Origin of the sequence: Thioalkalivibrio sp. ALMg11, from assembly GCF_000377905.1 — a bacterium.
In the GTDB taxonomy this organism is placed as follows: domain Bacteria; phylum Pseudomonadota; class Gammaproteobacteria; order Ectothiorhodospirales; family Ectothiorhodospiraceae; genus Thioalkalivibrio.
Genome location: NZ_KB898871.1, coordinates 292,006 through 314,398, shown reverse-complemented (window position 1 = coordinate 314,398; position 22,393 = coordinate 292,006). Strand labels below are relative to the sequence as shown.

21 protein-coding genes are annotated in these 22,393 nt (G+C 67.1%); 11 read left to right on the top strand and 10 right to left on the bottom strand.

All coding sequences use genetic code 11. From position 1 onward, the window contains the following. Nucleotides 1-216: 216 nt before the first annotated feature. Complete coding sequence (locus D578_RS0101495; RefSeq protein ID WP_018948246.1) at nucleotides 217-1,218, top strand: 2-hydroxyacid dehydrogenase; 1,002 nt, start codon at nucleotides 217-219, stop codon at nucleotides 1,216-1,218. 36 nt (nucleotides 1,219-1,254) lie between these two features. On the opposite strand, the gene chrA is transcribed toward D578_RS0101495, so the two are convergent. Further along, entirely contained in the window at nucleotides 1,255-2,598 is a 1,344-nt protein-coding gene (gene chrA / locus D578_RS0101490; RefSeq protein ID WP_018948245.1) for a chromate efflux transporter, read from the bottom strand. A 134-nt stretch (nucleotides 2,599-2,732) separates the two neighbouring features. Continuing rightward, nucleotides 2,733-3,746, bottom strand: a complete 1,014-nt coding sequence (locus tag D578_RS0101485) for a class 1 fructose-bisphosphatase (RefSeq protein WP_018948244.1) — start codon at nucleotides 3,744-3,746, stop codon at nucleotides 2,733-2,735. 206 nt (nucleotides 3,747-3,952) lie between these two features. On the opposite strand from D578_RS0101485, the gene D578_RS0101480 reads away from it, so the two are divergent. Beyond that, a complete protein-coding gene (locus D578_RS0101480; RefSeq protein WP_018948243.1) occupies nucleotides 3,953-5,218 on the top strand; it encodes a 6-phosphofructokinase in 1,266 nt (421 codons plus the stop codon). Here the strand turns inward: D578_RS0101480 and merB are convergent. Both merB and D578_RS0101470 read right to left on the bottom strand, forming a co-directional pair. Further along, nucleotides 5,215-5,850: an organomercurial lyase gene (gene merB, locus D578_RS0101475; protein WP_018948242.1), complete on the bottom strand. Its 636-nt coding sequence runs from the start codon at nucleotides 5,848-5,850 to the stop codon at nucleotides 5,215-5,217. The two genes, D578_RS0101480 and merB, sit on opposite strands and share 4 nt — an antisense overlap. Continuing rightward, nucleotides 5,847-6,071 (bottom strand): GDCCVxC domain-containing (seleno)protein, encoded by a 225-nt coding sequence (locus D578_RS0101470; protein WP_018948241.1) that lies wholly within the window; start codon nucleotides 6,069-6,071, stop codon nucleotides 5,847-5,849. The genes merB and D578_RS0101470 overlap by 4 nt, the downstream gene beginning before the upstream one ends. Before the next feature lie 153 nt (nucleotides 6,072-6,224). Here D578_RS0101470 and D578_RS0101465 point away from each other — a divergent pair, with 153 nt between their 5' ends. The 3 genes from D578_RS0101465 to D578_RS0101455 all read left to right on the top strand — a co-directional run bounded on the left by D578_RS0101465 (nucleotide 6,225) and on the right by D578_RS0101455 (nucleotide 8,203). Continuing rightward, nucleotides 6,225-6,662: a hypothetical protein gene (locus D578_RS0101465; RefSeq protein ID WP_018948240.1), complete on the top strand. Its 438-nt coding sequence runs from the start codon at nucleotides 6,225-6,227 to the stop codon at nucleotides 6,660-6,662. A gap of 104 nt (nucleotides 6,663-6,766) precedes the next feature. Beyond that, complete coding sequence (locus D578_RS0101460) at nucleotides 6,767-7,180, top strand: PA2779 family protein (protein WP_018948239.1); 414 nt, start codon at nucleotides 6,767-6,769, stop codon at nucleotides 7,178-7,180. A gap of 12 nt (nucleotides 7,181-7,192) precedes the next feature. Beyond that, entirely contained in the window at nucleotides 7,193-8,203 is a 1,011-nt protein-coding gene (locus D578_RS0101455; RefSeq protein WP_018948238.1) for a PA2778 family cysteine peptidase, read from the top strand. A 100-nt stretch (nucleotides 8,204-8,303) separates the two neighbouring features. Here D578_RS0101455 and D578_RS0101450 read toward each other — a convergent pair whose 3' ends face one another. After that, complete coding sequence (locus D578_RS0101450; RefSeq protein ID WP_018948237.1) at nucleotides 8,304-8,531, bottom strand: hypothetical protein; 228 nt, start codon at nucleotides 8,529-8,531, stop codon at nucleotides 8,304-8,306. A gap of 103 nt (nucleotides 8,532-8,634) precedes the next feature. On the opposite strand from D578_RS0101450, the gene coaD reads away from it, so the two are divergent. From coaD to ggt, 3 genes are read left to right on the top strand one after another with little or no spacing between them, the layout of a single operon-like run. Continuing rightward, nucleotides 8,635-9,123 carry a pantetheine-phosphate adenylyltransferase gene (gene coaD / locus D578_RS0101445; protein WP_018145020.1) on the top strand — a complete coding sequence of 163 codons (489 nt, stop codon included), beginning with the start codon at nucleotides 8,635-8,637 and terminating at the stop codon, nucleotides 9,121-9,123. A 33-nt stretch (nucleotides 9,124-9,156) separates the two neighbouring features. Then, on the top strand, nucleotides 9,157-9,408 hold the full coding sequence (locus D578_RS0101440; RefSeq protein ID WP_018948236.1) for a YfhL family 4Fe-4S dicluster ferredoxin: 252 nt from the start codon (nucleotides 9,157-9,159) through the stop codon (nucleotides 9,406-9,408). A gap of 8 nt (nucleotides 9,409-9,416) precedes the next feature. After that, a complete protein-coding gene (gene ggt, locus D578_RS0101435; protein WP_018948235.1) occupies nucleotides 9,417-11,126 on the top strand; it encodes a gamma-glutamyltransferase in 1,710 nt (569 codons plus the stop codon). 166 nt (nucleotides 11,127-11,292) lie between these two features. On the opposite strand, the gene rpsT is transcribed toward ggt, so the two are convergent. After that, nucleotides 11,293-11,562, bottom strand: a complete 270-nt coding sequence (gene rpsT, locus D578_RS0101430) for a 30S ribosomal protein S20 (protein ID WP_026289114.1) — start codon at nucleotides 11,560-11,562, stop codon at nucleotides 11,293-11,295. Between the two features lie 157 nt (nucleotides 11,563-11,719). Here rpsT and D578_RS0101425 point away from each other — a divergent pair, with 157 nt between their 5' ends. Then, entirely contained in the window at nucleotides 11,720-12,250 is a 531-nt protein-coding gene (locus tag D578_RS0101425) for a DsrE family protein (protein WP_018948233.1), read from the top strand. 361 nt (nucleotides 12,251-12,611) lie between these two features. Here D578_RS0101425 and uvrD read toward each other — a convergent pair whose 3' ends face one another. After that, on the bottom strand, nucleotides 12,612-14,816 hold the full coding sequence (gene uvrD, locus D578_RS0101420) for a DNA helicase II (RefSeq protein WP_018948232.1): 2,205 nt from the start codon (nucleotides 14,814-14,816) through the stop codon (nucleotides 12,612-12,614). A gap of 189 nt (nucleotides 14,817-15,005) precedes the next feature. Here uvrD and D578_RS0101415 point away from each other — a divergent pair, with 189 nt between their 5' ends. Together D578_RS0101415 and odhB are read left to right on the top strand one after the other, a co-directional pair. Then, nucleotides 15,006-17,816, top strand: coding sequence for a 2-oxoglutarate dehydrogenase E1 component (locus tag D578_RS0101415; protein ID WP_018948231.1), 2,811 nt, complete (start codon nucleotides 15,006-15,008; stop codon nucleotides 17,814-17,816). A gap of 35 nt (nucleotides 17,817-17,851) precedes the next feature. Then, entirely contained in the window at nucleotides 17,852-19,195 is a 1,344-nt protein-coding gene (gene odhB / locus D578_RS0101410) for a 2-oxoglutarate dehydrogenase complex dihydrolipoyllysine-residue succinyltransferase (RefSeq protein WP_018948230.1), read from the top strand. A gap of 128 nt (nucleotides 19,196-19,323) precedes the next feature. Here odhB and ubiB read toward each other — a convergent pair whose 3' ends face one another. From ubiB to ubiE, 3 genes are read right to left on the bottom strand one after another with little or no spacing between them, the layout of a single operon-like run. Beyond that, nucleotides 19,324-21,009: a ubiquinone biosynthesis regulatory protein kinase UbiB gene (ubiB, locus tag D578_RS0101405; RefSeq protein WP_018948229.1), complete on the bottom strand. Its 1,686-nt coding sequence runs from the start codon at nucleotides 21,007-21,009 to the stop codon at nucleotides 19,324-19,326. Continuing rightward, nucleotides 21,009-21,632, bottom strand: coding sequence for an SCP2 domain-containing protein (locus tag D578_RS0101400; protein WP_018948228.1), 624 nt, complete (start codon nucleotides 21,630-21,632; stop codon nucleotides 21,009-21,011). The genes ubiB and D578_RS0101400 overlap by 1 nt, the downstream gene beginning before the upstream one ends. A 7-nt stretch (nucleotides 21,633-21,639) precedes the next feature. Then, a complete protein-coding gene (gene ubiE, locus D578_RS0101395) occupies nucleotides 21,640-22,389 on the bottom strand; it encodes a bifunctional demethylmenaquinone methyltransferase/2-methoxy-6-polyprenyl-1,4-benzoquinol methylase UbiE (protein WP_018948227.1) in 750 nt (249 codons plus the stop codon). Between the last annotated feature and the right edge of the window lie 4 nt (nucleotides 22,390-22,393).

Sequence of the window (22,393 nt, the reverse complement as noted above, 5' to 3'; positions counted from 1 at the left end):
GGTCGATCCTGCGTTATGCTGGTCCCCGCTGATGCCATCGTCCGGTCTTGGGGGCGCTTCCATGCTCCATGATGCGCGTGCACCGTCGCTGTCCAGGGCCGGTTTCCCCCTCATTCGCAAACACCGGAACGAGGCATCTTCGGGAAACCCCTTGGGCGTGTAGCGTGTGCAGGATTACGCGAACCCCTATCCAGCTTACGAACCAGAGAGACCGTTATGCGGGTCACCGTATTCAGTGTTCAGCAACACGATCGCGAGGTTCTGCTCCCTGCTTTTCAAGCGGCGGACATGAAGCCTCTCCTGCATGCCGAACGCCTGACCGCAGAGACGGTGCACCTTGCCGCAGGGTCGGATGCGGTCTGCGTCTTTACCAACGATGACTTGCACCGGCGTGTGATCGACGGGCTCGCCGATCACGGGGTGCATGTCGTGGCGCTGCGCTGTTCCGGCTACGACAACCTGGACGTCGACCGCGCTCGCGAGCGCGGCGTGCGCGTGGCAAGGGTGCCGGCCTACTCCCCGAACGCGATTGCGGAGCACGCGGTCGCACTGCTGATGACCCTGAACCGGCGCGTGCATCTCGCCTGGGATCGTACGCGGCGGGGCGATTTTCGCCTCGACCACCTGACCGGATTCGATCTCGTCGGGCGCTCGGTGGGCATCGTCGGCACGGGTCGCATCGGCCAGGCCTTCGCACGCATCATGCTGGGTTTCGGCTGCCGGGTGGCAGCGCACGACCCGTATCCCAACGCCGAGCTGCAGGCCGCCGGCGTCCAGTACCTCGAACTGGACGCGCTACTGGCGCAGTCCGAGGTGCTCAGCCTCAGTTGTCCGCTGACTCGCGAAAACCGCCATCTGATCAATAGCGACAGTCTGGCGCGGCTCCCGCGCGGGGCCTTCCTGATCAACGCCGCCCGCGGGGCGCTGGTCGATACGGATGCGGCCGAGGCCGCGCTGGAGTCCGGTCAGCTCGGTGGGCTGGCGATGGATGTGTACGAGAACGAGGCCTCGCTGTTCTTTCGCGACTGGTCGCTGGCCGGGCTGCCCGACCGCCGCCTGGCGCGGCTGATGCAGCGCGACGATGTGCTGGTCACCGGCCACCAGGCCTTCCTCACCCACGAGGCGCTGACCAACATATCGGACCACACGGTGACCAACCTGCAGGTGCTGGCGGCCAATACCGAGGCTGCGGCTACCCTGGAGGGCCGAGTGGTTTGATCGGTGCCTTTCGCCTGGCCCGGCAGGCCAGGGTGCCTACAGTAGGAGCCGATACCCCGCACCGAGCGCGCCGCAGACGAGAATAAGTGGAATGATGCCTACCCGGAAACGGGCCAGGGCCATAAAGGCGGCGACGCCGAGCAGGGCCGAGAACCACTCGAAGGCCCCCTCGAAGCCGGCGGGCCATAGCACGTGCCAGGTGAAGAACACGGCCAGGTTCGCGATCACTCCGACCACGGCGGCGGTAATGCCAGTCAGCGGTCCGGTGAAGTGCAGATCGCCCCGGGTGCGCTCCACCAGTGGTGCGCCGACCAGGATGAACAGGAAGGACGGGAGGAAGGTGAAGAAGGTTGCCACCAGCGCCCCGAGCAAGGCGGCGAGCAATACCTGATCCGGGCCGAGGAAGGCCTGGGTCCAGCCGCCGATGAAGCCGACAAAGGTGACGACCATGATCAGCGGCCCCGGCGTGGCCTCGCCGAGTGCCAGCCCGTCGATCATCTGGGTCGGGCTCAACCAGCCATAGGTCTCAACCCCGCCCTGATACACGTACGGCAGCACCGCGTAGGCCCCGCCGAAGGTGACTAGCGCGGTCTGGGTGAAGAACTGACCCATGCGGGTCAGCGTGGCATCCCAGCCAAAGACCGCGAGCAGCGCCCCAAACGCTGCGACCCACAGCCCCAGGCCGACGACGAGGAAGCGGATCACGCGCGACCAGCGAAACTGCACCCAGGGTGCGGGCGCAGTGTCGTCGTCCACGACCGCCGGACCACTGGCTTTGGTGTTTCCGGTGCTGTGCGATCCCCCGTTCCGGAAGCGCTCCGGCCAGACACGACTGCCCAGCCAGCCGAGGATCCCCGCGGTGATGATGATGTACGGAAACGGGATGTTGAGCGCGAAGATCGCCAGGAACGCCGCCACGGCCATCAGCCACAGCAGGCCGTTGTTCAGCACGCGCCCCCCGATGCGCCACCCGGCATAGACGATGATCGCGATTACCGCGGGTTTGATGCCGTAGAACACCGCCTCCACCGCTGGCACGTCGCCAAAGGCCAGGTACACCCAGGACAGCCCGGTGATCAGGACCAGCGAGGGCAGGATGAACAGCAGCCCGGCCATCAGGCCGCCGAAGGTGCCGTGCAGGAGCCAGCCGAGATAGGTCGCCAGCTGCTGCGCCTCCGGGCCGGGCAGGACCATCGCGTAGTTCAGCGCATGCAGGAAGCGGTTCTCGGAGACCCAGCGTCGCCGTTCCACCAGCTCCTCGTGCATCATCCCGATCTGCCCGGCGGCACCCCCGAACGAGATGAAGCCGAGCTTGAGCCAGTAGCGAAAGGCCTCGCCCCGGGTCGGGGCGTCCGGTCGTTTATCCGTGGGTTCCGTCATTCATCACGTCCGTTCGGGTTGGGCCGCGCGTGTCCGAGCCCCTCCGCGTCGTCCTTGTAAAAACAAAAAGGCCCGGCGCCTTGCGGGGCCGGGCCTTGGGGATCGCATCGGGGTGCCCGATGCGCGAGGCGTTGTTAGCCCTCGTTGTGGTAGCGGGTGATCCGCTCCACCTCGTTCTTCGCGCCCAGGACCACCGGTACGCGCTGGTGAATACCGGTGGGGCTGATGTCCATGATGCGTTCGCGACCGGTGGTGGAGGCGCCGCCGGCCTGCTCGATGATGTAGCTCATCGGGTTGGCCTCGTACATCAGGCGCAGCTTGCCGGCGGTGCCCTTGGCCTCCATCTTGGAGTCCATCGGGTACAGGAATACGCCGCCGCGCGACAGGATGCGGTGTACCTCGGCGACCATGGACGCCACCCAGCGCATGTTGAAGTCCTTGCCGCGGGCGCCTTCCTTGCCGGCCAGGCATTCGTCGATGTAGCGCTTGACCGGGGCTTCCCAGAAGCGGCTGTTGGACATGTTGATCGCGAATTCCTCGGTGTCTTCCGGGATCTGCACGCTGTCCTTGGTCAGCAGGAACTCGCCGAAGTCCTTGTCCAGGGTGAACATCTGCACGCCCTTGCCGGTGGTCAGCACCATCATGGTGGACGGGCCGTACAGGCAGTAGCCGGCGGCGACCTGCTTGGTGCCCGGCTGCAGGAAGTCCTCGGTCTTCGGGTCGGAGGTGCCTTCCGGTGCCTTCAGAATGGAGAAGATCGTGCCGACGGAGACGTTCACGTCGATGTTGGAGGAGCCGTCCAGCGGGTCGAACAGGACCAGGTAATGACCGCGCGGGGCGCCGGCCGGCATCTCGCAGATCTCGTCCATCTCCTCGGAGGCGAGGCCGGCGGCGTGGCCGTTGTGGCCCAGGGCCTCGATGAACACCTCGTTGGTGATGATGTCGAGCTTCTTCTGCGTCTCGCCCTGCACGTTCTCGGAGCCGGCGGAGCCGAGCACTCCGACCAGATCACCCTTGTCGACGAGGTCGGAGATCTTCTTGCAGGCCACCGAGATATCGTTCAGCAGGCCGGTGAATTCGCCGGTCGCGCCCTGGATGCCGCGCTGGGTTTCGATAATGTAGTTGGTCAAAGTCGTGCCGATATGCATGATGCAATCCTGATGCTGTTGTGAATCGGGTGACACCGCGCAATCGAGGTGCGTGAGCACCATGACGGGGCGAACGGCCCCGGTGCGCCGGGTGTCTTAACCGGCATAGTGTAGCAAAAGCACCCGGATGGGCCGATCCGCCGCATCCTTTAGCCTGGCACTGTGCCTGCATGGCATCCGGGGCCGTATCCACAAGGGAGATTCGCATGCCGCAAAACGCGCTGTACGCCCAGTCCGGCGGGGTTACCGCCGTCATCAACGCCAGCGCCTGGGGGGTGATCGAGGCGGTGCGCGCCCATCCGGCCCATTTTGGCAAGATCTATGCGGCGCGCGACGGCATCCTTGGCGTCCTGCGCGAGGAGATCATCGACCTGGATCAGGAGGACCCGCTGACCCTGGCGGCCCTGCGTCATACCCCCGGCGGGGCGTTCGGCTCCTGCCGCTTCGACCTCGGCGACCCCGACAAGGATCCAGAACAGTACGAACGCCTGGTCGAGGTCTTCCGCGCCCATGACATCGGCACCTTCTTCTACAACGGCGGCGGTGGTTCCATGGACACCGCACTGAAGATCGCCAGGATGGGGGATCGCATGGGCTTCCCGATCAAGGCGATCGGGGTACCCAAGACGATCGACAACGACCTCGCCGTGACTGACTCCAGCCCCGGGTTCGGCTCCGCCGCCAAGTTCATCGCCACGGTCGTGCGCGAGGCCAGCCTGGATGTCGAATCCATGCACACCAGTTCCACCAAGGTGTTCGTGCTGGAGGTGATGGGGCGGCATGCCGGCTGGCTGGCGGCCGCCGCCGCGCTGGCGCAGGAGTTCGACGGCCAGCCGCCGATGCTGATCCTGTTCGCCGAGACCCTGTTTGACCAGGACGACTTTCTCGAGCACCTGAACCGGACGATCGAGCGTCATGGCTACTGTGTGGTGGTCGTCTCCGAGGGTCTGAAAAATCCGGATGGCACTCTGTTCTCGGTGGCGCAAAGCCATGATGTGTACGCCTACACCCAGCTGGGCGGCGCCGCCCCGCGCCTGGCCGAGCTGATTCGCGAAAAGACCGGACACAAGCTGCACTGGGCGGTGGTCGACTATATCCAGCGCTCCGCGCGGCATATCGCGTCGAAGGTGGACGTGGAGCAGGCCTATGCCTGTGGCCGTGCGGCCGTGGAGGGCGTGGTGGCCGGCGAGGATGCCTTCATGCCGATCATCCGCCGCGATTCCAACGACCCCTACCGCTGGAGCATCGGTTTTACCCCACTGGAGACCGTGGCCGACGTCGAGCAGGGCATGCCGCGCGACTACATCACCCCGGACGGCTACGGCATCACTCAGGCCGCGCGCGATTACCTGCGCCCGCTGATCCAGGGCGAGGATGCCCCGCCGTTCGACCAGGGCCTGCCCTGCTATCCGCGCATCCGGGGCGAATTGCTGCCCAAGTGCTGCCCGCCGTTCGAGGTCAAGACCGACTAGCCGCTTCTGGCCGAACGTGGGTTGGCATCCAGCCAGGTCCGCTGAAAGGCGAAGAACTGCCGGGCGACCGTGTCTGCCTCGTCGAGGCGCAGATAGTCCGCATGTTCGGCCGGCGCACAATGCGCACAGACGAAGGTGATGCCGTCACAAAGGCTGGTGCAGCACGGGGTGTTGTCCGCGCGGCGCGGCCGGTAATGCACCCGGATGGTGGCCGTGTCCGCAACGCCGCCGGGCCCGGATTCCAGACTGAGCGCCTCGCCGCAGTGGCTGCAGGCCGCCTCGATCCGGCTATGCGCACCGCTTAGCATCGGGATGGCCAGGGCATCGACGGCGCACATCGCGGCGACCGGGCTGCCACCGGCGACGCTGACCGTGATGCTGCCCGGTGCGGCGCTGTACGGGTAGCAGCCCAGACCCAGGGCCTGATGCGTCACGGCATCCAGCGTAGCCAGTTGTTCCAGCGCGTGGATATCCAGCCCCCGGGCCTCTGGTGGCTGTCCGTGCAGGCGCCAGTGTTCCAGGACTTCGAGATAGGCGGCGCGCACGGCTTCGGGGGCATTCCGCAGCCGCTGTTCCAGCGGGAAGTCGCCGCGCAGGCGTTCCAGGGCGGGGTCCACGCGCGCCGGGCTCATGACGTGGAGCAGCAGCCGCCCGGGCCCTCCTGCTGAATGGGCGGGCAGGGCACGGTGCCGTACGAGCAGAACACACAGCAGTCCCCCGGAAGCGGCCGCAGCAAGGCCCCGCAGCCGGTGCATTCGTAGAACCACTGGCAGGCGTCGGTGGGCATGGTTTCGGTCTTCTGGTGCCCGCATTCCGGGCAGGTCAGGGTCGAATCGGGCACGATCTTGTTCATATGCGTTTCAGCTCGGTTTGCGAGGATGGAGGTCAACCACTGGGTCTGGGCGGGAAAAACCCCGCCGGATAACCGGAATCGGCACAAATGTCGTCCGGCCAGCGTCTATTCTCTGCCAAGCCCGCGCAAGACGGGCCCACAACCGGATCCCGGATGGAGGAAATCATGCACTCGCGAATCCTGAATCGCACCCTCGCCCTGACCGCCGCCAGTGTGCTGGCCGCCGCATTTGTCGTACCCGGCCAGGTCGCGGCCCAGGGTGCCTACTTTGCCCCGGCGGATGGTTCGCCGGACGAGGTGGCCTTCGAATACCGCATGCACGAATACGGCTGCGCCAACGTGCGCGGACAGTGGCGCGCGACCAACAACACGGATGACTGGCTGGAAGTCCGCGTCACCAAGACCGCCTACAACTGCCCCGGAGACCTGGAAGACGACGTGCGGACAACGACCCGCGTGTGGCGCACGCTGGGTCCGGGCGAGACCCAGGAACGCACGCGCGACGACTCCGTGTGCGGCGGGGCCTGGGCACGTGGTGTCGAGGTCCTGGAGTACGAGATCAAGGTGGTCGACGCCCCCGAGGCAAACTGACAGAGGTGTGAAATTGGCCGCGGTTTTGGTTTGCGGCCGGTCAATTTGCGGTTCTGGCGGTCTACACTCGAAACAACCATTTACCGATTTCGAGGAGTCTGCCCATGAGCGTTCATTCGTTCCGTCGAGTTCTGTCCGCACCCGCGGCCCTGCTGGTCGCGCTGGCCCTGACCTTGCTGCCCGCCACTCCGGCATTCGCCGATGTCGGCATGCTGGATACCGGCAGCATGATCCAGCAGGCCAGCGCGGATGACACCCGCGCCCAGTTGCTGGAACAGCTCAATGACGCCGAGGTTCGCGCGCAGCTGATCGAGATGGGGGTTGATCCCGAGCGCGCCGAGCAGCGGGTGGCCCGCCTGACCGACGACGAACTGGCGCAGCTGGAGGCGCACATGGAGACCGACCCGGCCGGCGCGGCCAGCATCCTGGGCGTGGTCGCCGTCGTGTTCGTGGTGTTCGTGATCCTGGATGCGATGGGCGTGACCGACATCTTCGCGTTTGTCGGGCCGTCCCGCTAAGACACGCCCTGCATGGGGTCCATCTCGACGCGGCGAGTCGCGGGGCTTCTCGCGCTCGCCGCGCTCCTCTGGCTGACCGGTTGTGCCACCGCGCCGCAGAGCGCGGGTCTGGCCAGCGAGCGCCCGGCGGACCTGCCGGCGCGCGTCGAACTGGCCGACACGCCGTTCTTTCCCCAGGAGCAATACCAGTGCGGCCCCGCCGCGCTGGCCACGGCGTTGAATGCCCGGGGTATCGACGCCGCGCTGGATGATCTGATCGAGGAGGTTTACATCCCCGCCCGTGAGGGCAGCCTGCAGACCGAGATGCGCGCGGCGGTGCGTGCGCGCGACCAGGTCGCCTACCGTATCGAGCCCCAGCTGGAGGCAATCCTGCGCGAGGTGGCGGCGGGCAACCCGGTGGTGGTGTTCCAGAACCTCGGGGTGGCCCTGATCCCGGAATGGCACTTTGCGGTGGTTATCGGATACGACCTGGACGATCGGGAGATCTTCCTGCGCAGCGGCCCGATCCAGCGTCATGTGAATTCCTTTGCCCGCTTCGAGCGCACATGGGCGCGGGGTGAGCGCTGGGCCTTCCTTGTGATGCCCCCCGATACCTTGCCGGCCACTGCCCAGCCGCTGCGCTGGCTGCGTGCGGTCAACGAACTGGAACAGACCGGGCGTTTTGCGGCGGCGGCCACGGGCTACGAAACCGCCATGGATCGCTGGCCCGATGAACCGATTCCCTATGTGGGCCGCGCCAACGTGGCCTTTGCCCAGGGCGATCTGCCGGCGGCGGAGAATGCCCTGCGGGCGCTGGTCGAGCGTGACCCGGCCCGCCACGAGGGCTGGAACAACCTCGCGCACGTGCTGATCGCTCGCGAGTGCGGCGAGCAGGCACGCGAGGCCGCGAGCTGTGCGGCCGATCTGGCGGGACCGGGAGCGTATGCGCGCACTCTCGGCGCCGCGGCGGAGGCTCCGGACGGCGGCGCCGAGTGTCGTGCCTTGCCGCCCTGTGCCGCGTCGATCGAGGCACGTACGCGATAGGGCCGCGGCGCGGCTTCCATCATAACGAGTCGCGAAGCGACGTGGCGATCTGCAAGGTGTTGATTGCCGCGCTGCGCTCGCAATGACAGCCCTGCGTTACTCAGGCCGAGCGTTTCTCCAGGGTCTGTTCGGCGTGCTTGAGCACCAGGCCCAGGTTCTGCTTCTCCACGTCCGTGACCTGCGGGTCATTCTTTACCGCTTGACGCAGGTGCTCCACCAACTGCGCCAGTTCGTCGCGCGAGATCTGCTGGAAGTTGAAGCCGCCGCCGTAGCGGGACTCGAGCTGGTCCCAGTAGTCGGCGAGCGGGGGGCGGTAGTCATCACTCATCGGGCAGTCCTTGGTTGGGGCGGGCGCGGTGTGCGCGAAAGGCATTTTGTCTGTTCGTGGTGCTTGCGGTCTAATGGGGGCTTTCCCGGCCGGCCTTTCGCCCATGTCCGTTACTGCCATCTATCCCGGCACCTTCGACCCGATCACCCACGGTCACACGGACATCGTGCGCCGTGCGGCACGGTTGTTCGATCGCGTGGTGGTCGCGGTGGCCGCCAGTCCCAACAAGGGTCCGGCCTTCCCGCTGGAGACCCGCGTGGCCCTGGCCGAGCAGGCGGTGGGTGACATCCCGGGCGTGGAGGTGCAGGGCTTCGATGTCCTGCTCGCGCACTTTGTCCATGCGCAGCAGGCCAACGTGATCCTGCGCGGACTGCGCGCGGTGTCCGACTTTGAACATGAATTTCAACTCGCAGCGATGAACCGGCAGCTTGCTCCGGAGGTCGAAACGCTGTTTCTGACGCCCGCGGAGGAGTACAGCTTCGTCTCCTCCAGTCTGGTACGGGAAATCGCCCGACTGGGCGGCGACGTCTCAAAATTCGTTAGCCCCGGTGTGGCGCGCATGCTGGCCGAACAAAACGGCGCGGCACGCTAGCCGGGCCCCGCCACTGGATACGAGGAATGGCCCATGGCCCTGATGATCACCGACGAATGCATCAACTGCGATGTCTGCGAGCCCGAGTGCCCGAATGAGGCCATCTACCCGGGGGACGAGATCTACGAGATCGACCCCACCCTGTGCACCGAATGTGTCGGCCATTTCGACGAGCCGCAGTGCCAGCAGGTCTGCCCGGTGGACTGCATCCCGCTGGATCCCGATCACAAGGAGACCCGCGAGCAGCTGACGGCCAAATACGACGTCCTGATGGCCGCGAAGTAGGCCGCGGCATGGATTGGCACCGCCCGCTCCTGCACTGCGCGGTCCTCGTCACCCTGTCGCTGGCGGCGCCGCTGGCGCTGGCCGGCCCCGGGCAGCACGCAGTGGCGACTGCGCACCCGGCCGCCACCGAGGCGGGCGAGGCCGTGCTGCGCGACGGTGGCAATGCCTTCGATGCCGCGGTCGCGATTACCGCTGCCCTGGGCGTGGCCGAACCCTATGGCTCCGGGCTCGGGGGCGGGGGGTTCTTCCTGCTGCACGAGGCGGCCTCTGGCCGCAGCGTGATGCTCGATGCCCGCGAGACCGCCCCGGCCGCAGCCGATCGTGACATGTATCTGGACGCGGACGGCGAGGTGATCGACGGCTTGTCGCTGGACGGCGTGCTCGCGGCCGGCATTCCCGGCATGCCCGCTGGCATGGATCACCTGGCGCGGAAATACGGGCGCCTTTCGCTGGCGGACAGCCTGGTCCCGGCGATCCGCCTGGCCGAGGACGGTGTACCCGTCAGTGGCCGTTACCTGCAGATGGCGGGTTTTCGCCATCAGGCCCTGCGCGACGGGGCCGGCGCGCGTGACATCTACCTCGAGGCGGGCCGCCTGCCGGACGAGGGCGCGACCCTGCGCCAGCCGGATCTCGCTGTGACCCTTCGGCGCCTGGCGGACGAAGGCCGTGGCGGTTTCTATACCGGTGACCTGGCCGAGCGCCTGGTCGCCGGTGTGCGCGAGGCCGGCGGTATCTGGACCCTGGACGACCTGGCGGGCTACGAGGTCGTCGAGCGCGACCCCGTGCGTCTGGACTATCTTGGTGCCACTATCACCACCGCCTCGCCGCCATCCTCCGGCGGGGTCGCACTCGGCCAGATCCTGAACATCCTGGCGTTCTACGACCTCGAGGCGCTGGCGCCGGACATGCGCGTCCACCTGACCATCGAGGCGATGCGCCGCGCCTACCGTGATCGCGCCGAGTACCTGGGCGATCCGGATCATGTCGATATGCCGCTGGAGCGGCTGCTGTCACGCGACTACGCGGCCGGTCTGCGCACCACCATCCATCCCGACACGGCCACCCCCAGCCGCTACCTGCCGCTGTCGGTGGAGCCGCAGGCCGAGGTTCCGGTGTCGGCCGCGGCCGAGAGTCGCGAGACCACGCACTTTTCGGTGATCGACGCCGAGGGCAACCGGGTCGCGGCCACGCTGACGCTGAACTACCCGTTCGGGTCCGGCTACGTGGTGCCCGGCACGGGCGTGCTGCTGAACAACGAGATGGACGACTTTTCGGCCAAGCCGGGCGAGCCCAACGCCTATGGTCTGGTCGGTTTCGAGGCCAATGCCATCGCGCCGCAGCGCCGCCCGCTGTCGAGCATGAGCCCGACCTTTGTCGAGACCCAGGACCGTGTGGCGATCCTGGGCACGCCGGGCGGCAGCCGCATCATCACCATGGTGCTGCACGGGGTGTTCGGGGTGCTCGAGGGGCAATCCATCGAGGAGGTCGTTTCGGCACCTCGCTACCACCACCAGTACCTGCCTGACCGGGTGGAGCACGAGACCGGGGCGTTCGATGCCGAACTGCGTGGCCAGCTGGTCTCGCGTGGGCATCAGCTGGTGCCGCAGGTGCGCCCGTTCGGTGACATGCACGCCATCCTGTGGGAGCGCGGGGCCGACCGCCTGGAGGCGGCCTCCGATCCGCGCGGCGAGGGCGAGGCGCGGGTGTTCCAGCCCTGAGGACGCGCTGATGGACGCGCGCGCAGGGAGGCGCGCGAATGGATCAGCGTCTCCCTGGCCGGAACGAATTCCGGCCACACAAAAATCCGCACCCCGAGATCGGGGCGCGGATTTTTCGATTCACTGCAACCGCGGGGCCGGCAGTGCCGGCCCGGAACCCGGGGGCTTAGCCCTGGGCCAGGTCGCGGATGCGGGCGTTCAGGCGGCTCTTGTGGCGAGCCGCCTTGTTCCGGTGAATCAGGCCCTTGTTCACGGTCTTGTCGATCACCGGAACGGCCTCTTTGTAGGCCTCGGCGGCTGCCTGGGCATCGCCCTTGTGCAGCGGCTTCAGCACGGCCTTCAAGGCCGTACGGAAACGGGAGCGCAGCCCCATGTTGTGGGCGCGGTTCTTGACCGCCTGACGGGCCCGCTTACGGGCAGAAGCAATATTTGCCAAAGTACTTCCCTCGCGTTAAATCGCTAGGTTCTGGAAAGGCGGCAGAGCATACCGCCGGGCCACTACTGCGTCAACCGCGGAGTGCGCGTGATGGGGATGGCCTGGGGCCGTCCATGCGTCTAATGTAGAAGAAAGAAGCCATTCAAAGGAGAACAGGATGAATCGATTCAACGAGACCCTTCGGGCCGCACCGGCGACAGCATCGGGCATGGCCCTGCTGTTCGCGGCGCTCCTGCTGGCCAGCATTGCCTTCATGCCCCAGGCCAAGGCCTTCGAGCCGGAGGCCAAGGTCGTCTATCACGCCGACTTCGCCGACCCGCGCCGCTTCTCCGCGATGCTGACCAGCATCAACAACATGATGACGCACTACCAGAACGAATTTATCGATGCCGACGTGCGCATCGTGTTCGTGGCCCACGGCATCCGCTTCCTGACCGATGACGACCTGGCCGATACCCCGTTCGAGGCCGACGAGGAACTCAAGGAAGAGCGCGACACCCTGCGTGGGCGCCTGATGAGCCTCGCCAGCACGCATGGCGTGAAGCTCGAGCTGTGCGAGATCACCCGTTCGCAGATCGGTCTGGACGAGGACCTGATCTACGATCACGTCAACTTCGTGCCCTCGGGCGTGGTGCGCGTGGCCGAGCTGCAGAACGAGGAAGGCTTCGCCTACATCAAGATCGAGTAATCGATCTCCATATCGACAACCCGAAGCCCCGCCCCGGCGGGGCTTTTTCGTGGGGCATTAGGAAAGCGTCCGTAGAAGGGCGATTGCACCACGGAGGGCACAGAGAACACGGAGGGCTGCGATAGGGGCCAATGGAAAGGTTCGAGCGGCAGTGGGTTCGAGAGCGTGCTGATGATTCAGCCCGGGCCATCGGAGGGCCGGGCCCGGCTTGAATGCGTTGCACGGCCCTCAGCGCATCCTGCCCCCCCGAAACAACCAACGTTCTCTCTGTGTCCTCCGTGCCCTCTGGGGCTCAGCCAACCTACGCGGCCATGGGCACGAAACGTTGGGGAAGCGCTGAACGCACCCTCTGATCAGTGCTTCACAGGACTTCCAGCTTGGCGAAGCTCAGCACCAGCCATTTGGAACCGGTATGGGCGAAGTTCACCTGCACCCGGGCCGAATTGCCGGAGCCCTCGAACTGGGTGATCAGTCCCTCGCCGAACTTCGCGTGGTGTACCCGTGCGCCGATGGCCAGGCCCGCCGCCGAGGCCTCGGCGGCCTGCGCATCCATGGCCCCGAACCCCGCCGTCTTGTGCCGGGCCGTGGCAAAGCGCCCCGCGCCATAGGGCGAGGCCTGCGGGCGCAGCACTTCCAGCGCGCCCTCGGGGATCTCGTTGATGAAGCGCGAGGCGACGTTGTAGGACTCGCGCCCATACAGCCGCCGCGTCTCGGCATGGATCAGGTACAGTTCCTGTTCGGCGCGGGTCATGCCGACATAGGCCAGGCGGCGCTCCTCTTCCAGCCGCCCCGGCTCTTCCAGCGAGCGGGCGTTGGGGAACAGCCCCTCTTCCATGCCGGTCAGGAACACCAGCGGGAACTCCAGGCCCTTGGCCGAGTGCAGGGTCATCATCTGCACTGCGTCCTCGTGCGGGTCGGCCGCGCCCTCGCCGGCCTCCAGCGCGGCGTGGGCGAGGAACTCGGTCAGGCGATTACCCTCGCCTTCCTCGCTCTCGGCGGTGCTCCCCATGTCGAAGGCGCGCGCGGCCCCCACCAGCTCGTCCAGGTTTTCCAGGCGCGCCTCGCCACGCTCGCCCTTTTCCTTCTTGTAGTGCTCGCGCAGTTGCGCGCGCTCGATCGCCTGTTCCACCTGATCGGCCAGCGGCTGGCGCGGGAGCTCCTGCTGCAGGGTGCGGATCAGCTGTACGAAACCGGCGACCGCGGTGCGAGCGCGTCCGGGCAGGGCGTCGGCGTCCACCGCGTGGGTGGCCGCCTGGAGCAGGCTGGTATCCGCTGCCTGCGCGGCCTGGCGCAGGCCCTCCAGGGTCTTCTCGCCGATCCCGCGCGGCGGCTGGTTGACCACCCGCAGGAAGGCGGCGTCGTCATCGCCGTTGCCGGCCAGGCGCAGGTAAGCCAGGGCATCGCGGATCTCCTGGCGCTCGAAGAAGCGCAGGCCACCGTAGACCCGGTAGGGCATGCGCCGGCCGATGAAGGTCTCTTCCAGCACGCGTGACTGGGCGTTGGAGCGATACAGTACGGCGCACTCGCGGTGCAGCCCGCCCTGATCCACGTGGCGGGCGATGGTCTCGGCGATGAAGCGCGCCTCTTCCTGCTCGTTCAGCGCGGTGTACAGGCGTACCGGTGCGCCTTCGTGGCCTTCGGTCCACAGTTCCTTGCCCAGGCGGCCGGAGTTGTGCCGGATCAGGGCGTTGGCCGCGTTCAGGATGTTGGCGCTGGAGCGGTAGTTCTGCTCCAGACGCACGACCTGGGTGCCCGGGTAGTCCTTCTGGAAGTGCTGGATGTTCTCGATCTTCGCGCCGCGCCAGCCGTAGATCGACTGGTCGTCGTCGCCCACGGCAAACACCGGACTGCCCCCGGCCAGCAGGCGCAGCCAGCCGTACTGGATGTCGTTGGTGTCCTGGAACTCGTCAACCAGCACATGGCGAAAGCGTGTGCGGTAGTGCTCCAGGAGGGCCTTGTTGTCGCGCAGCAGTTCCAGCGAGCGCAGCATCAGCTCGGCGAAGTCCACCACGCCGGCGCGTTCGCAGGCCTGCTGGTAGGTGGTGTAGACACGCACCCACTGGCGAGCGACAGGGTCCCCGGTATCCGGCAGGTGTTCCGGGCGCGAGCCCTCGTCCTTGCGCGCATTGATGTACCACTGCGCCTGCTTCGGCGGCCACCGCGACTCGTCCAGCTCCAGCCCGCGCAGCACGCGCTTGACCATGCGCAGCTGATCATCGGAATCGAGGATCTGGAAGGCCTGCGGCAGCTTGGCCTCCTGCCAGTGCTGGCGCAGCAGGCGGTGGGCCAGACCGTGAAAGGTCCCGACCCACAGCCCGGTGGCCGGGTGGCCCAGCAGCGATTCGATGCGCCCACGCATCTCGGCCGCCGCCTTGTTGGTGAAGGTAACCGCCAGCAGGCTGTGCGGCGCCACGCCTTCGACCTCGATCAGCCAGGCGATGCGGTGCACCAGCACGCGGGTCTTGCCGGAGCCGGCGCCGGCCAGTACAAGCACCGGATGCGGCGGGGCGGCCACGGCCTCGCGCTGGGCCGGGTTGAGGGAATCGAGCAGGGGGGAGACATCCATGCGCGAATGGTAGGGAAACCCGGCCGGAATCGCACGTTCTGCATGCGGGCCGTGTGCCTTCGCCCGCGCAAACGCGCTACCCTCGGAGGCAGCCTTGAAGAAGACGCTGATTCATCGACTCCGTGCGGGAACCTCGCGCGCCGATCAGGTCCCAAAGGCCGACGCATCAGGAATGAGAAGAGACCGCGAATGAACGAGATGCCATCCCGGCACCGGCTGGACAGCCCCGTATCCGGGCAGGAACTGCACCCGGATAACCTCGCTTTCGCCGAAGATCTGCTGGAGCGCTACCAGGCCGATCCCGATTCTGTCCCGCCGGCCTGGGCCGATTACTTCCGCTCGCTGGAAGGTGCGCCGCGCCCGGAGCGCCGACGGCGCTCCACCGATCGTCCGGACCTGGCCCATGAACAGCTGCAGATCCGCGTGCTGCAGTTCATCAATGCCTACCGCTATCTCGGTCACTTCGGTGCCCGCCTGGACCCCCTGGAGCGCGAACCGCCGGAGCCGCCGCGCGAGCTGAGCCGCGAGCATCACGGCCTGGATCAGGTCGGCCCCGATGTCACCTTTGATCCGGGCTCGCTGTTCATCGACGGCCGGGTCTCGCTGGATACGATCGAGCGGGTGCTGAAGGAGACCTACTGCGCCGGCATCGGTGTGGAATACATGCATCTGATGGCCACCGACGAGAAGCGCTGGCTGCAGGAGCGCCTGGAGTCGGCACATGGCCGCTTCGGTTTCGATGACGACACCCGCCTGGCGATTCTCGAACGTCTGACCGCGGCCGAGGGTCTGGAGCGCTACCTGCACCGACGCTATGTCGGCCAGAAGCGCTTCTCGCTGGAAGGCGCGGAGAGCCTGATCCCGCTGCTGAATGCGCTGATCCAGCGGGGCGGCGCGCGCGGGCTGCAGGAGTACGTGGTCGGCATGGCGCATCGCGGGCGCCTCAACGTGCTGGTCAACCTGTTCGGCAAGTCCCCGGAGGAGCTGGCCAACGAGTTCGAGGGGCGTCCGCGCGATGACCGTGGCACCGGCGACGTGAAATACCACATGGGTTTCTCCTCGGACCTGGACACCCCGGGCGGTCGGGTACATCTGGCGCTGGCCTTCAATCCCTCGCACCTGGAGATCGTCACCCCGGTGGTGGAGGGTTCGGTGCGGGCGCGCCAGGTGCGCATCGGTGACCGCAAGGGCAACCGGGTGATGCCGGTAGTCATCCATGGCGATGCCGCCTTTGCCGGGCAGGGCGTAGTCATGGAGACCCTGAACATGTCCCAGACCCGGGGCTTCTCCACCAAGGGCACCGTGCATGTGGTGGTGAACAACCAGATCGGTTTCACCACTTCGACCCTGAAGGACGCTCGTTCGACGCATTACGCCACCGATGTCGCCAAGATGGTCAACGCGCCCATCCTGCATGTGAATGGCGATGATCCCGAGGCCGTGGTGTTCATCACCCAGATCGCGCTGGATTACCGCATGCGCTTTGGCAAGGACGTGGTGATCGATCTCGTCTGCTACCGCCGCCAGGGCCACAACGAAGCCGACGAGCCGGCCGCCACGCAGCCGCATATGTATCGTCGTATCCGCGACCTGCCGACCACCCGCGAGCGCTACGCCAGACGCCTGATCCGCGAGGGCCTGACCACCGAAGACGCGCAGGAACAGGCGCTGGAGGACTATCGCGGCCGGCTGGATGCCGGCCAGCCGGTGGCGCTGTCGTTGCTGCGCGAGCGCAACAGCCATGCCGGCTCCTCGACCAACTGGGGCCCCTATCTGAACCAGACCTGGGACCAGGACGTGGACACCGGCGCCCCCGCCGACCGCCTGGCGCGCACCCTCGAGCAGCTCTCCACCCCGCCGGAGGATTTCCGTCTGAACGACCGCGTGAAGAAGATCCTGGATGCCCGCGTGTCCATGGCGCGCGGCGAGCAGCCGCTGGACTGGGGTGCGGCCGAGACCCTGGCCTATGGCGCGCTGATCCAGGACGGCTACCGCATTCGCCTGTCCGGGCAGGACTCCAGCCGGGGCACCTTCTTCCACCGCCATGCGGTCCTGCATGACCAGGAGACCGGGAAGGCCATCGTCCCGCTGCGGCGCCTGGATCCGGACCACCCGCGGTTCCTGGTGATCGATTCGCTGTTGTCCGAAGAGGGCGTGCTCGCCTTCGAATACGGCTACGCGACCGCTGCGCCCGAGGCACTGGTGGTCTGGGAGGCGCAGTTCGGTGACTTCGTGAACGGCGCCCAGGTGGTGATCGACCAGTTCATCTCCTCCGGCGAGCAGAAGTGGGGACGCCTGTCCGGCCTGACCCTGCTGCTGCCCCACGGCTACGAGGGCCAGGGGCCGGAGCACTCCTCGGCGCGCCCGGAGCGGTTCCTGCAGCTGGCGGCGCAGGAGAACATGCAGGTCTGCGTGCCGACCACGCCGGCGCAGATGTTTCACCTGCTGCGCCGGCAGATGCTGCGCCCCTACCGCAAGCCGCTGATCGTGATGACCCCGAAGAGCCTCTTGCGGCACAAGGACGCGGTGTCCGACCTCGATGCGCTGGCGACGGGCCAGTACCAGACGGTCATCGACGACGCCCGCATGGAGGATCCTGGCAAGGTGAAGCGCGTGCTGCTGACCTGTGGGCGCATCTTCTACGATCTGGCCGCGCGCCAGGCCGAGGGCGAGCACGCGGATACGGCGATCCTGCGCCTGGAGCAGTGCTACCCCTTCCCCGAGGCGCGCCTGACCGAATTGCTGGGGCATTATCCGGAGGCGGATGAATTCGTCTGGGTCCAGGACGAACCGGAGAACCAGGGCTACCTGGAGTTTGTCGCCCCGCGTATCAACCCGCTGCTGGCGGTGCGTGGCCAGACCCTGCACGCCGTCGCGCGACCCCCGGCCGCCGCGCCAGCCGTCGGTTACCCCGAGGTCCACAAGGCGCAGCTGAAAGATCTGCTCGAGCGCGCGTTCGGGCCGATCAGCTCGCGCGACACGCCGCACCCGACTCCCTGAACATCCGATAAAGACGCACAGAACAAGGAAGCGAGATGGCATCCGATCGCACCCCGATCCAGGTCCCGGAACTCCCCGAGTCGGTCGCCGACGCGACCGTGATCGCCCTGCACAAGAAGGCCGGTGACGCAGTCAAGCGCGACGAACTGATCGCCGAGCTGGAGACCGACAAGGTGGTCCTCGAGGTCTCGGCACCCAGTGCGGGCACCCTGGTCGAGCTTTCCGTCAACGAGGGCGACGTGGTCAAGGCCGACGCGATCCTGGGTTATCTGGGGCCCGCCGAAGCCGTCCCGGAAGACCCGGACGAAGAGACCGAGGACGAGGCAGTGCCTTCCAGGGCATCGGCACCGACGGGGGGCGGCGAGCCAGCGTCTGCTGCGACGGGGGATCGGGAAGAGAAACCTGCCGCTGCCTCATCACCCGAGCCAGCGCCGTCCGGGGCCGGGAACGGATCGGCCGGTAGCCCGCCGCCGCCCACGCCGGCCGTGCGGCGTCTGCTTCAGGAAGCCGGGCTGCAGCCCGAGGATGTTGAGGGTACCGGCGACGACGGGCGTATCCAGCGTGCCGACGTGGAGCGCGCGCGCAGTGATCGCAGGGCGCCCGCTGCTTCTTCGAAGCCATCGGGTTCCGTCGGGGCTGTGCGACCCCAGGCGCATCCGGCCGACCCAGGAGACCGCGCTGAGCGCATCGAGCGCGTGCCGATGACCCGCCTGCGCGCCCGCATCGCGGAACGGCTGCTGGAGGCGAAGCAGACCACCGCGATGCTGACCACCTTCAACGAGATCGACATGTCCGCGGCCATGGCCCTGCGCAGCCGCTACAAAGAGCCCTTCGAGAAGCGCCATTCCATCAAGCTCGGCTTCATGGGCCTGTTCGTGGCCGCGGCCAGCCATGCGCTCGAGCGCTTCCCGGTGGTCAACGCCGCGCTGGATGGCGAGGAGATCGTCTACCACCACTACAGCGACATCGGGATTGCAGTGTCCTCCTCGCGCGGACTGGTGGTGCCGGTGCTGCGCGATACCGGCAACGCCTCCATCGCCGAGATTGAGCGGCGCATCCGCGACTACGCCGAGCGTGCCCGCGACGGCAAGCTGGATATCGACGAACTGCGCGGTGGCACCTTCACCATCACCAATGGAGGGGTGTTCGGCTCGCTGTTTTCGACCCCCATCCTGAACCCGCCGCAAAGCGCGATCCTTGGCATGCACGTGATCAAAGAGCGCCCGGTCGCGGTGGATGGCGAGGTCGTTATTCGGCCGATGATGTACGTGGCCCTGTCCTACGACCACCGCCTGGTCGACGGCGCCGAGGCGGTGCAGTTCCTGGTCGCGATCAAGGACGCCATCGAGGACCCGGCCCGGCTGCTGCTCGACGTCTGAACCCGAGCAGGCCCGGCCGCGCCGGATTCAGCCTGTAGGGGCCGAGCCCCCTCGGCGATCGGCCGCTAGCCAAAACCCAGCGGCCAGAGGGCCGGCCTCCTACGCCCTAGCGGCGGAAAGGGCGGTGTTCAGGCGCGGTCGACTGGGCGGCGGTAAGGGCCCGGGCGCAGGCCGAACAACAGCATCGAGGCGCCAAGCAGGCCCAGTGGCCAGGCCGGCCAGGGGAGGCCCAGCCAAGTGGAGAGCTCCAGCTGTGTGGCCAGTCCCGCGAGGGCGAGCAGCCCCGCGCCGCTCCAGGCCTCATTGCGTCGCCGGTTCTGGCGGCGCAGGCCCTCTTCCAACTCGCGGATCTGCTGGCGTAGCGCAGCATCCCGCTCCGCGCGCTGTTCCTCCACCGTCAGGGCCTTTTCGAGGTGCATGGGGAGTTCCGGTAGCTGGGCCAGCAGGCGCGGCAGGTGCTCTTGCGCATTGCGAATGAACGCACGCACGCCCATGCGCTCGTGCATCCACTTCTCGATGAAGGGCTTGGCGGTGGTCCACAGGTCCAGCTGCGGGTAGAGCTGGCGGCCCAGGCCTTCGATGTTCAAAAGTGTCTTCTGCAGCAGCACGAGCTGAGGCTGGACCTCCATGTTGAAGCGTCGCGCGGTCTGGAACAGGCGCAGCAGGACCTGGCCGAAGGAGATCTCGTCCAGCGGGCGCTGGAAGATGGGCTCGCAGACGGTGCGGATTGCGGCCTCGAACTCGTCGACACGGGTGTCCTTGGGTACCCATCCGGATTCCACGTGCAGCTCGGCGACGCGGCGGTAGTCGCGGTTGAAGAAGGCGTGGAAGTTCTCGGCCAGATAGCGCTGGTCGGAGTCCAGCAGCGAGCCGACGATGCCGAAGTCCACTGCCAGGTAGGTCGGGTCATCCGGGTGGGTGGCATCGACGAAGATGTTGCCCGGGTGCATGTCGGCGTGGAAGAAGTTGTGCTGGAACACCTGGGTGAAGAAGATCTCCACCCCGCGCTCGGCCAGCAGCTTCAGGTCGACGTTGCGTTCGCGCAGGGCGGCGATGTCGGCCACCGGGATGCCGCCGATGCGCTCCATCACCAGCACGCTGCGGCGGGTGTAGTCCCAGATGATCTCCGGGATGTAGAGGAGGTGGCTGTCCTCGAAATTGCGGTGGATCGCGGCGGCATTCGCGCCCTCGCGGATCAGGTCCAGCTCGTCGGTGACGGTCTTTTCGTATTCGTCCACGACCTCGCGCGGGCGCAGGCGCTTGGCCTCGGACCAGTAGCGATCCGCCAGGTCCGCGATCAGGTGCATCACCTCGAGATCCGCGCGGATGGTCTTGAGGATGCCGGGGCGCACCACCTTGACCACCACCTCGCGCCCGTCCTGCAGCGTGGCCGCATGCACCTGGGCGATGGAGGCCGAGGCGATCGGCGTGTCCTCGAAGGCAGCGAAGGCGATCTCGATCGGGCGCTCCAGCTCGGCCTCGATCACCGCGCGCGCCTTGTCACTGGGGAACGGCGGCACCCGATCCTGCAGGCGCGCGAGCTCGATTGCGATGTCGTCCGGGAGCAGGTCGCGCCGGGTGGAGAGCATCTGCCCGAACTTGATGAAGATCGGGCCCAGGTCCTCCAGCGCCTTGCGGATGCGCTCGCCGCGGGTGCCCTCGGTGCGGCGGAACCAGTTCCAGGGAGCGAGATAGAGCAGGAAGCTGAGCGGGCGCAGCGGCTTCAGCGTGAACAGGATGACGTCCAGGCGATAGCGCACCAGGACCCGCGCAATGGTCCACAGCCGCAGGCCCCGGTAAAGTGCGCGGCGCATCAGCCCTGCCGGTCGTCGGGGTTGGAGGCCTGGCTGGCCTCCAGCTGGCGCAGGCGGGCGTCCAGGCGCGCCACGCCGTCGCGCAGATCGGCGACATCCTCGGCAAAGGCCTCGAACGCGCCGCCCGCGGGCAACCACTCGGCCTCGTCGCGTGCGTAATCGGCCAGATCCTCGGTGGTGCGCCGGCCAAAGTGGCGCAGGCTGTCGCGCGCCTGATCCAGCAGATGGCGCAGCGGCCCGGCGGCTCCGGCGCCGGCAAAGCGCTCGAACAGATCTTCCCAGTCGATCCCGGCATCACGTAGTGCGTGTTGCAGGTCGGAGAGCACGGTGGCATCACCCGTGATGGTCAACCCGGAGCGATCGTCGCGTACCATCGCCGCGGCCAGTGACAGCGGCGAGCCCGACAGCTGCACATCTACCGGCTCCTCGACGCCGCCCACGACCTGCAGCCGGTCGGCAGCACCGATCAGCGACAAGGCCAGGCCCGGTGGTTCGATCACGATGGCGATCGCGCGCCCGGCCAGCCGCGCCCGGTCTTTCTCCGGGGCGCTGGCCAAGTGTTCGTTCAGGGTGGCCTCGATCAGGGCCGTGAACGGGCTGGGCAGGGCGAAGGGTTCGGACATGAATACGTTACAACTTGATGCCGCGGTGCAGCGCGACGATGCCGCCGGTCAGGTTGTCGTACTCGACCCGTTCCAGGCCCGCGTCGCGCATCATGCCGGCCAGGGTCTCCTGATCCGGGTGCATGCGGATGGATTCGGCAAGGTAGCGATAGCTGTCGGCATCGTTGGCGACCAGCTTGCCCATCAGTGGCAGCACCTTGAAGGAGTAGATGTCGTACATCGGACGCAACGGCGCCATCGGTTGCGAGAACTCCAGTATCAGCACGCGCCCGCCCGGCTTGATCACCCGGCGCATCTCGGCCAGCGCGCGCTCCTTGCGGGTTACGTTGCGCAGGCCGAAGGCGATGGTCACGCGGTCGAAGTGGTCATCCGGGTACGGGAGCTGCTCGGCGTCCGCCTGCACAAACTCCAGGTTGCCCACGTGCCCCTCGTCCAGCATGCGGTCGCGCCCGGCCTCCAGCATCGAGGCGTTGATGTCGCAGACCACGATCTGGCCCTTCGGGCCAACCCGCGGGGCAAAGGCCCCGGCCAGATCGCCCGTGCCGCCGGCCAGGTCCAGGATCTTCATGCTGGGGCGCACGCCCGCGCGCTCCAGGGTGTAGCGCTTCCAGATGCGATGGACGCCCATGGACATCAGGTCGTTCATCACGTCGTAGCGCGAGGCGACCGAATGGAACACCTCGCCGACCCGCGAGGCCTTCTCGGACTCGGGGACGCTCTGGTAGCCGAAGTGGGTCTTGCCGGATTCTTCTTTCATCAAA

Coding starts and splice junctions, on each gene's coding strand:
- D578_RS0101400 (WP_018948228.1), bottom strand. CDS start 21,632: ATGTCCGAACCCTTCGCCCTGCCCAGCCCGTTCACGGCCCTGATCGAG.
- D578_RS0101455 (WP_018948238.1), top strand. CDS start 7,193: ATGGGGTCCATCTCGACGCGGCGAGTCGCGGGGCTTCTCGCGCTCGCC.
- uvrD (WP_018948232.1), bottom strand. CDS start 14,816: ATGGATGTCTCCCCCCTGCTCGATTCCCTCAACCCGGCCCAGCGCGAG.
- D578_RS0101480 (WP_018948243.1), top strand. CDS start 3,953: ATGCCGCAAAACGCGCTGTACGCCCAGTCCGGCGGGGTTACCGCCGTC.
- merB (WP_018948242.1), bottom strand. CDS start 5,850: ATGAGCCCGGCGCGCGTGGACCCCGCCCTGGAACGCCTGCGCGGCGAC.
- D578_RS0101470 (WP_018948241.1), bottom strand. CDS start 6,071: ATGAACAAGATCGTGCCCGATTCGACCCTGACCTGCCCGGAATGCGGG.
- D578_RS0101415 (WP_018948231.1), top strand. CDS start 15,006: ATGAACGAGATGCCATCCCGGCACCGGCTGGACAGCCCCGTATCCGGG.
- odhB (WP_018948230.1), top strand. CDS start 17,852: ATGGCATCCGATCGCACCCCGATCCAGGTCCCGGAACTCCCCGAGTCG.
- ubiE (WP_018948227.1), bottom strand. CDS start 22,389: ATGAAAGAAGAATCCGGCAAGACCCACTTCGGCTACCAGAGCGTCCCC.
- D578_RS0101440 (WP_018948236.1), top strand. CDS start 9,157: ATGGCCCTGATGATCACCGACGAATGCATCAACTGCGATGTCTGCGAG.
- ubiB (WP_018948229.1), bottom strand. CDS start 21,009: ATGCGCCGCGCACTTTACCGGGGCCTGCGGCTGTGGACCATTGCGCGG.
- D578_RS0101485 (WP_018948244.1), bottom strand. CDS start 3,746: ATGCATATCGGCACGACTTTGACCAACTACATTATCGAAACCCAGCGC.
- coaD (WP_018145020.1), top strand. CDS start 8,635: ATGTCCGTTACTGCCATCTATCCCGGCACCTTCGACCCGATCACCCAC.
- D578_RS0101465 (WP_018948240.1), top strand. CDS start 6,225: ATGGAGGAAATCATGCACTCGCGAATCCTGAATCGCACCCTCGCCCTG.
- D578_RS0101495 (WP_018948246.1), top strand. CDS start 217: ATGCGGGTCACCGTATTCAGTGTTCAGCAACACGATCGCGAGGTTCTG.
- D578_RS0101450 (WP_018948237.1), bottom strand. CDS start 8,531: ATGAGTGATGACTACCGCCCCCCGCTCGCCGACTACTGGGACCAGCTC.
- D578_RS0101460 (WP_018948239.1), top strand. CDS start 6,767: ATGAGCGTTCATTCGTTCCGTCGAGTTCTGTCCGCACCCGCGGCCCTG.
- chrA (WP_018948245.1), bottom strand. CDS start 2,598: ATGACGGAACCCACGGATAAACGACCGGACGCCCCGACCCGGGGCGAG.
- D578_RS0101425 (WP_018948233.1), top strand. CDS start 11,720: ATGAATCGATTCAACGAGACCCTTCGGGCCGCACCGGCGACAGCATCG.
- ggt (WP_018948235.1), top strand. CDS start 9,417: ATGGATTGGCACCGCCCGCTCCTGCACTGCGCGGTCCTCGTCACCCTG.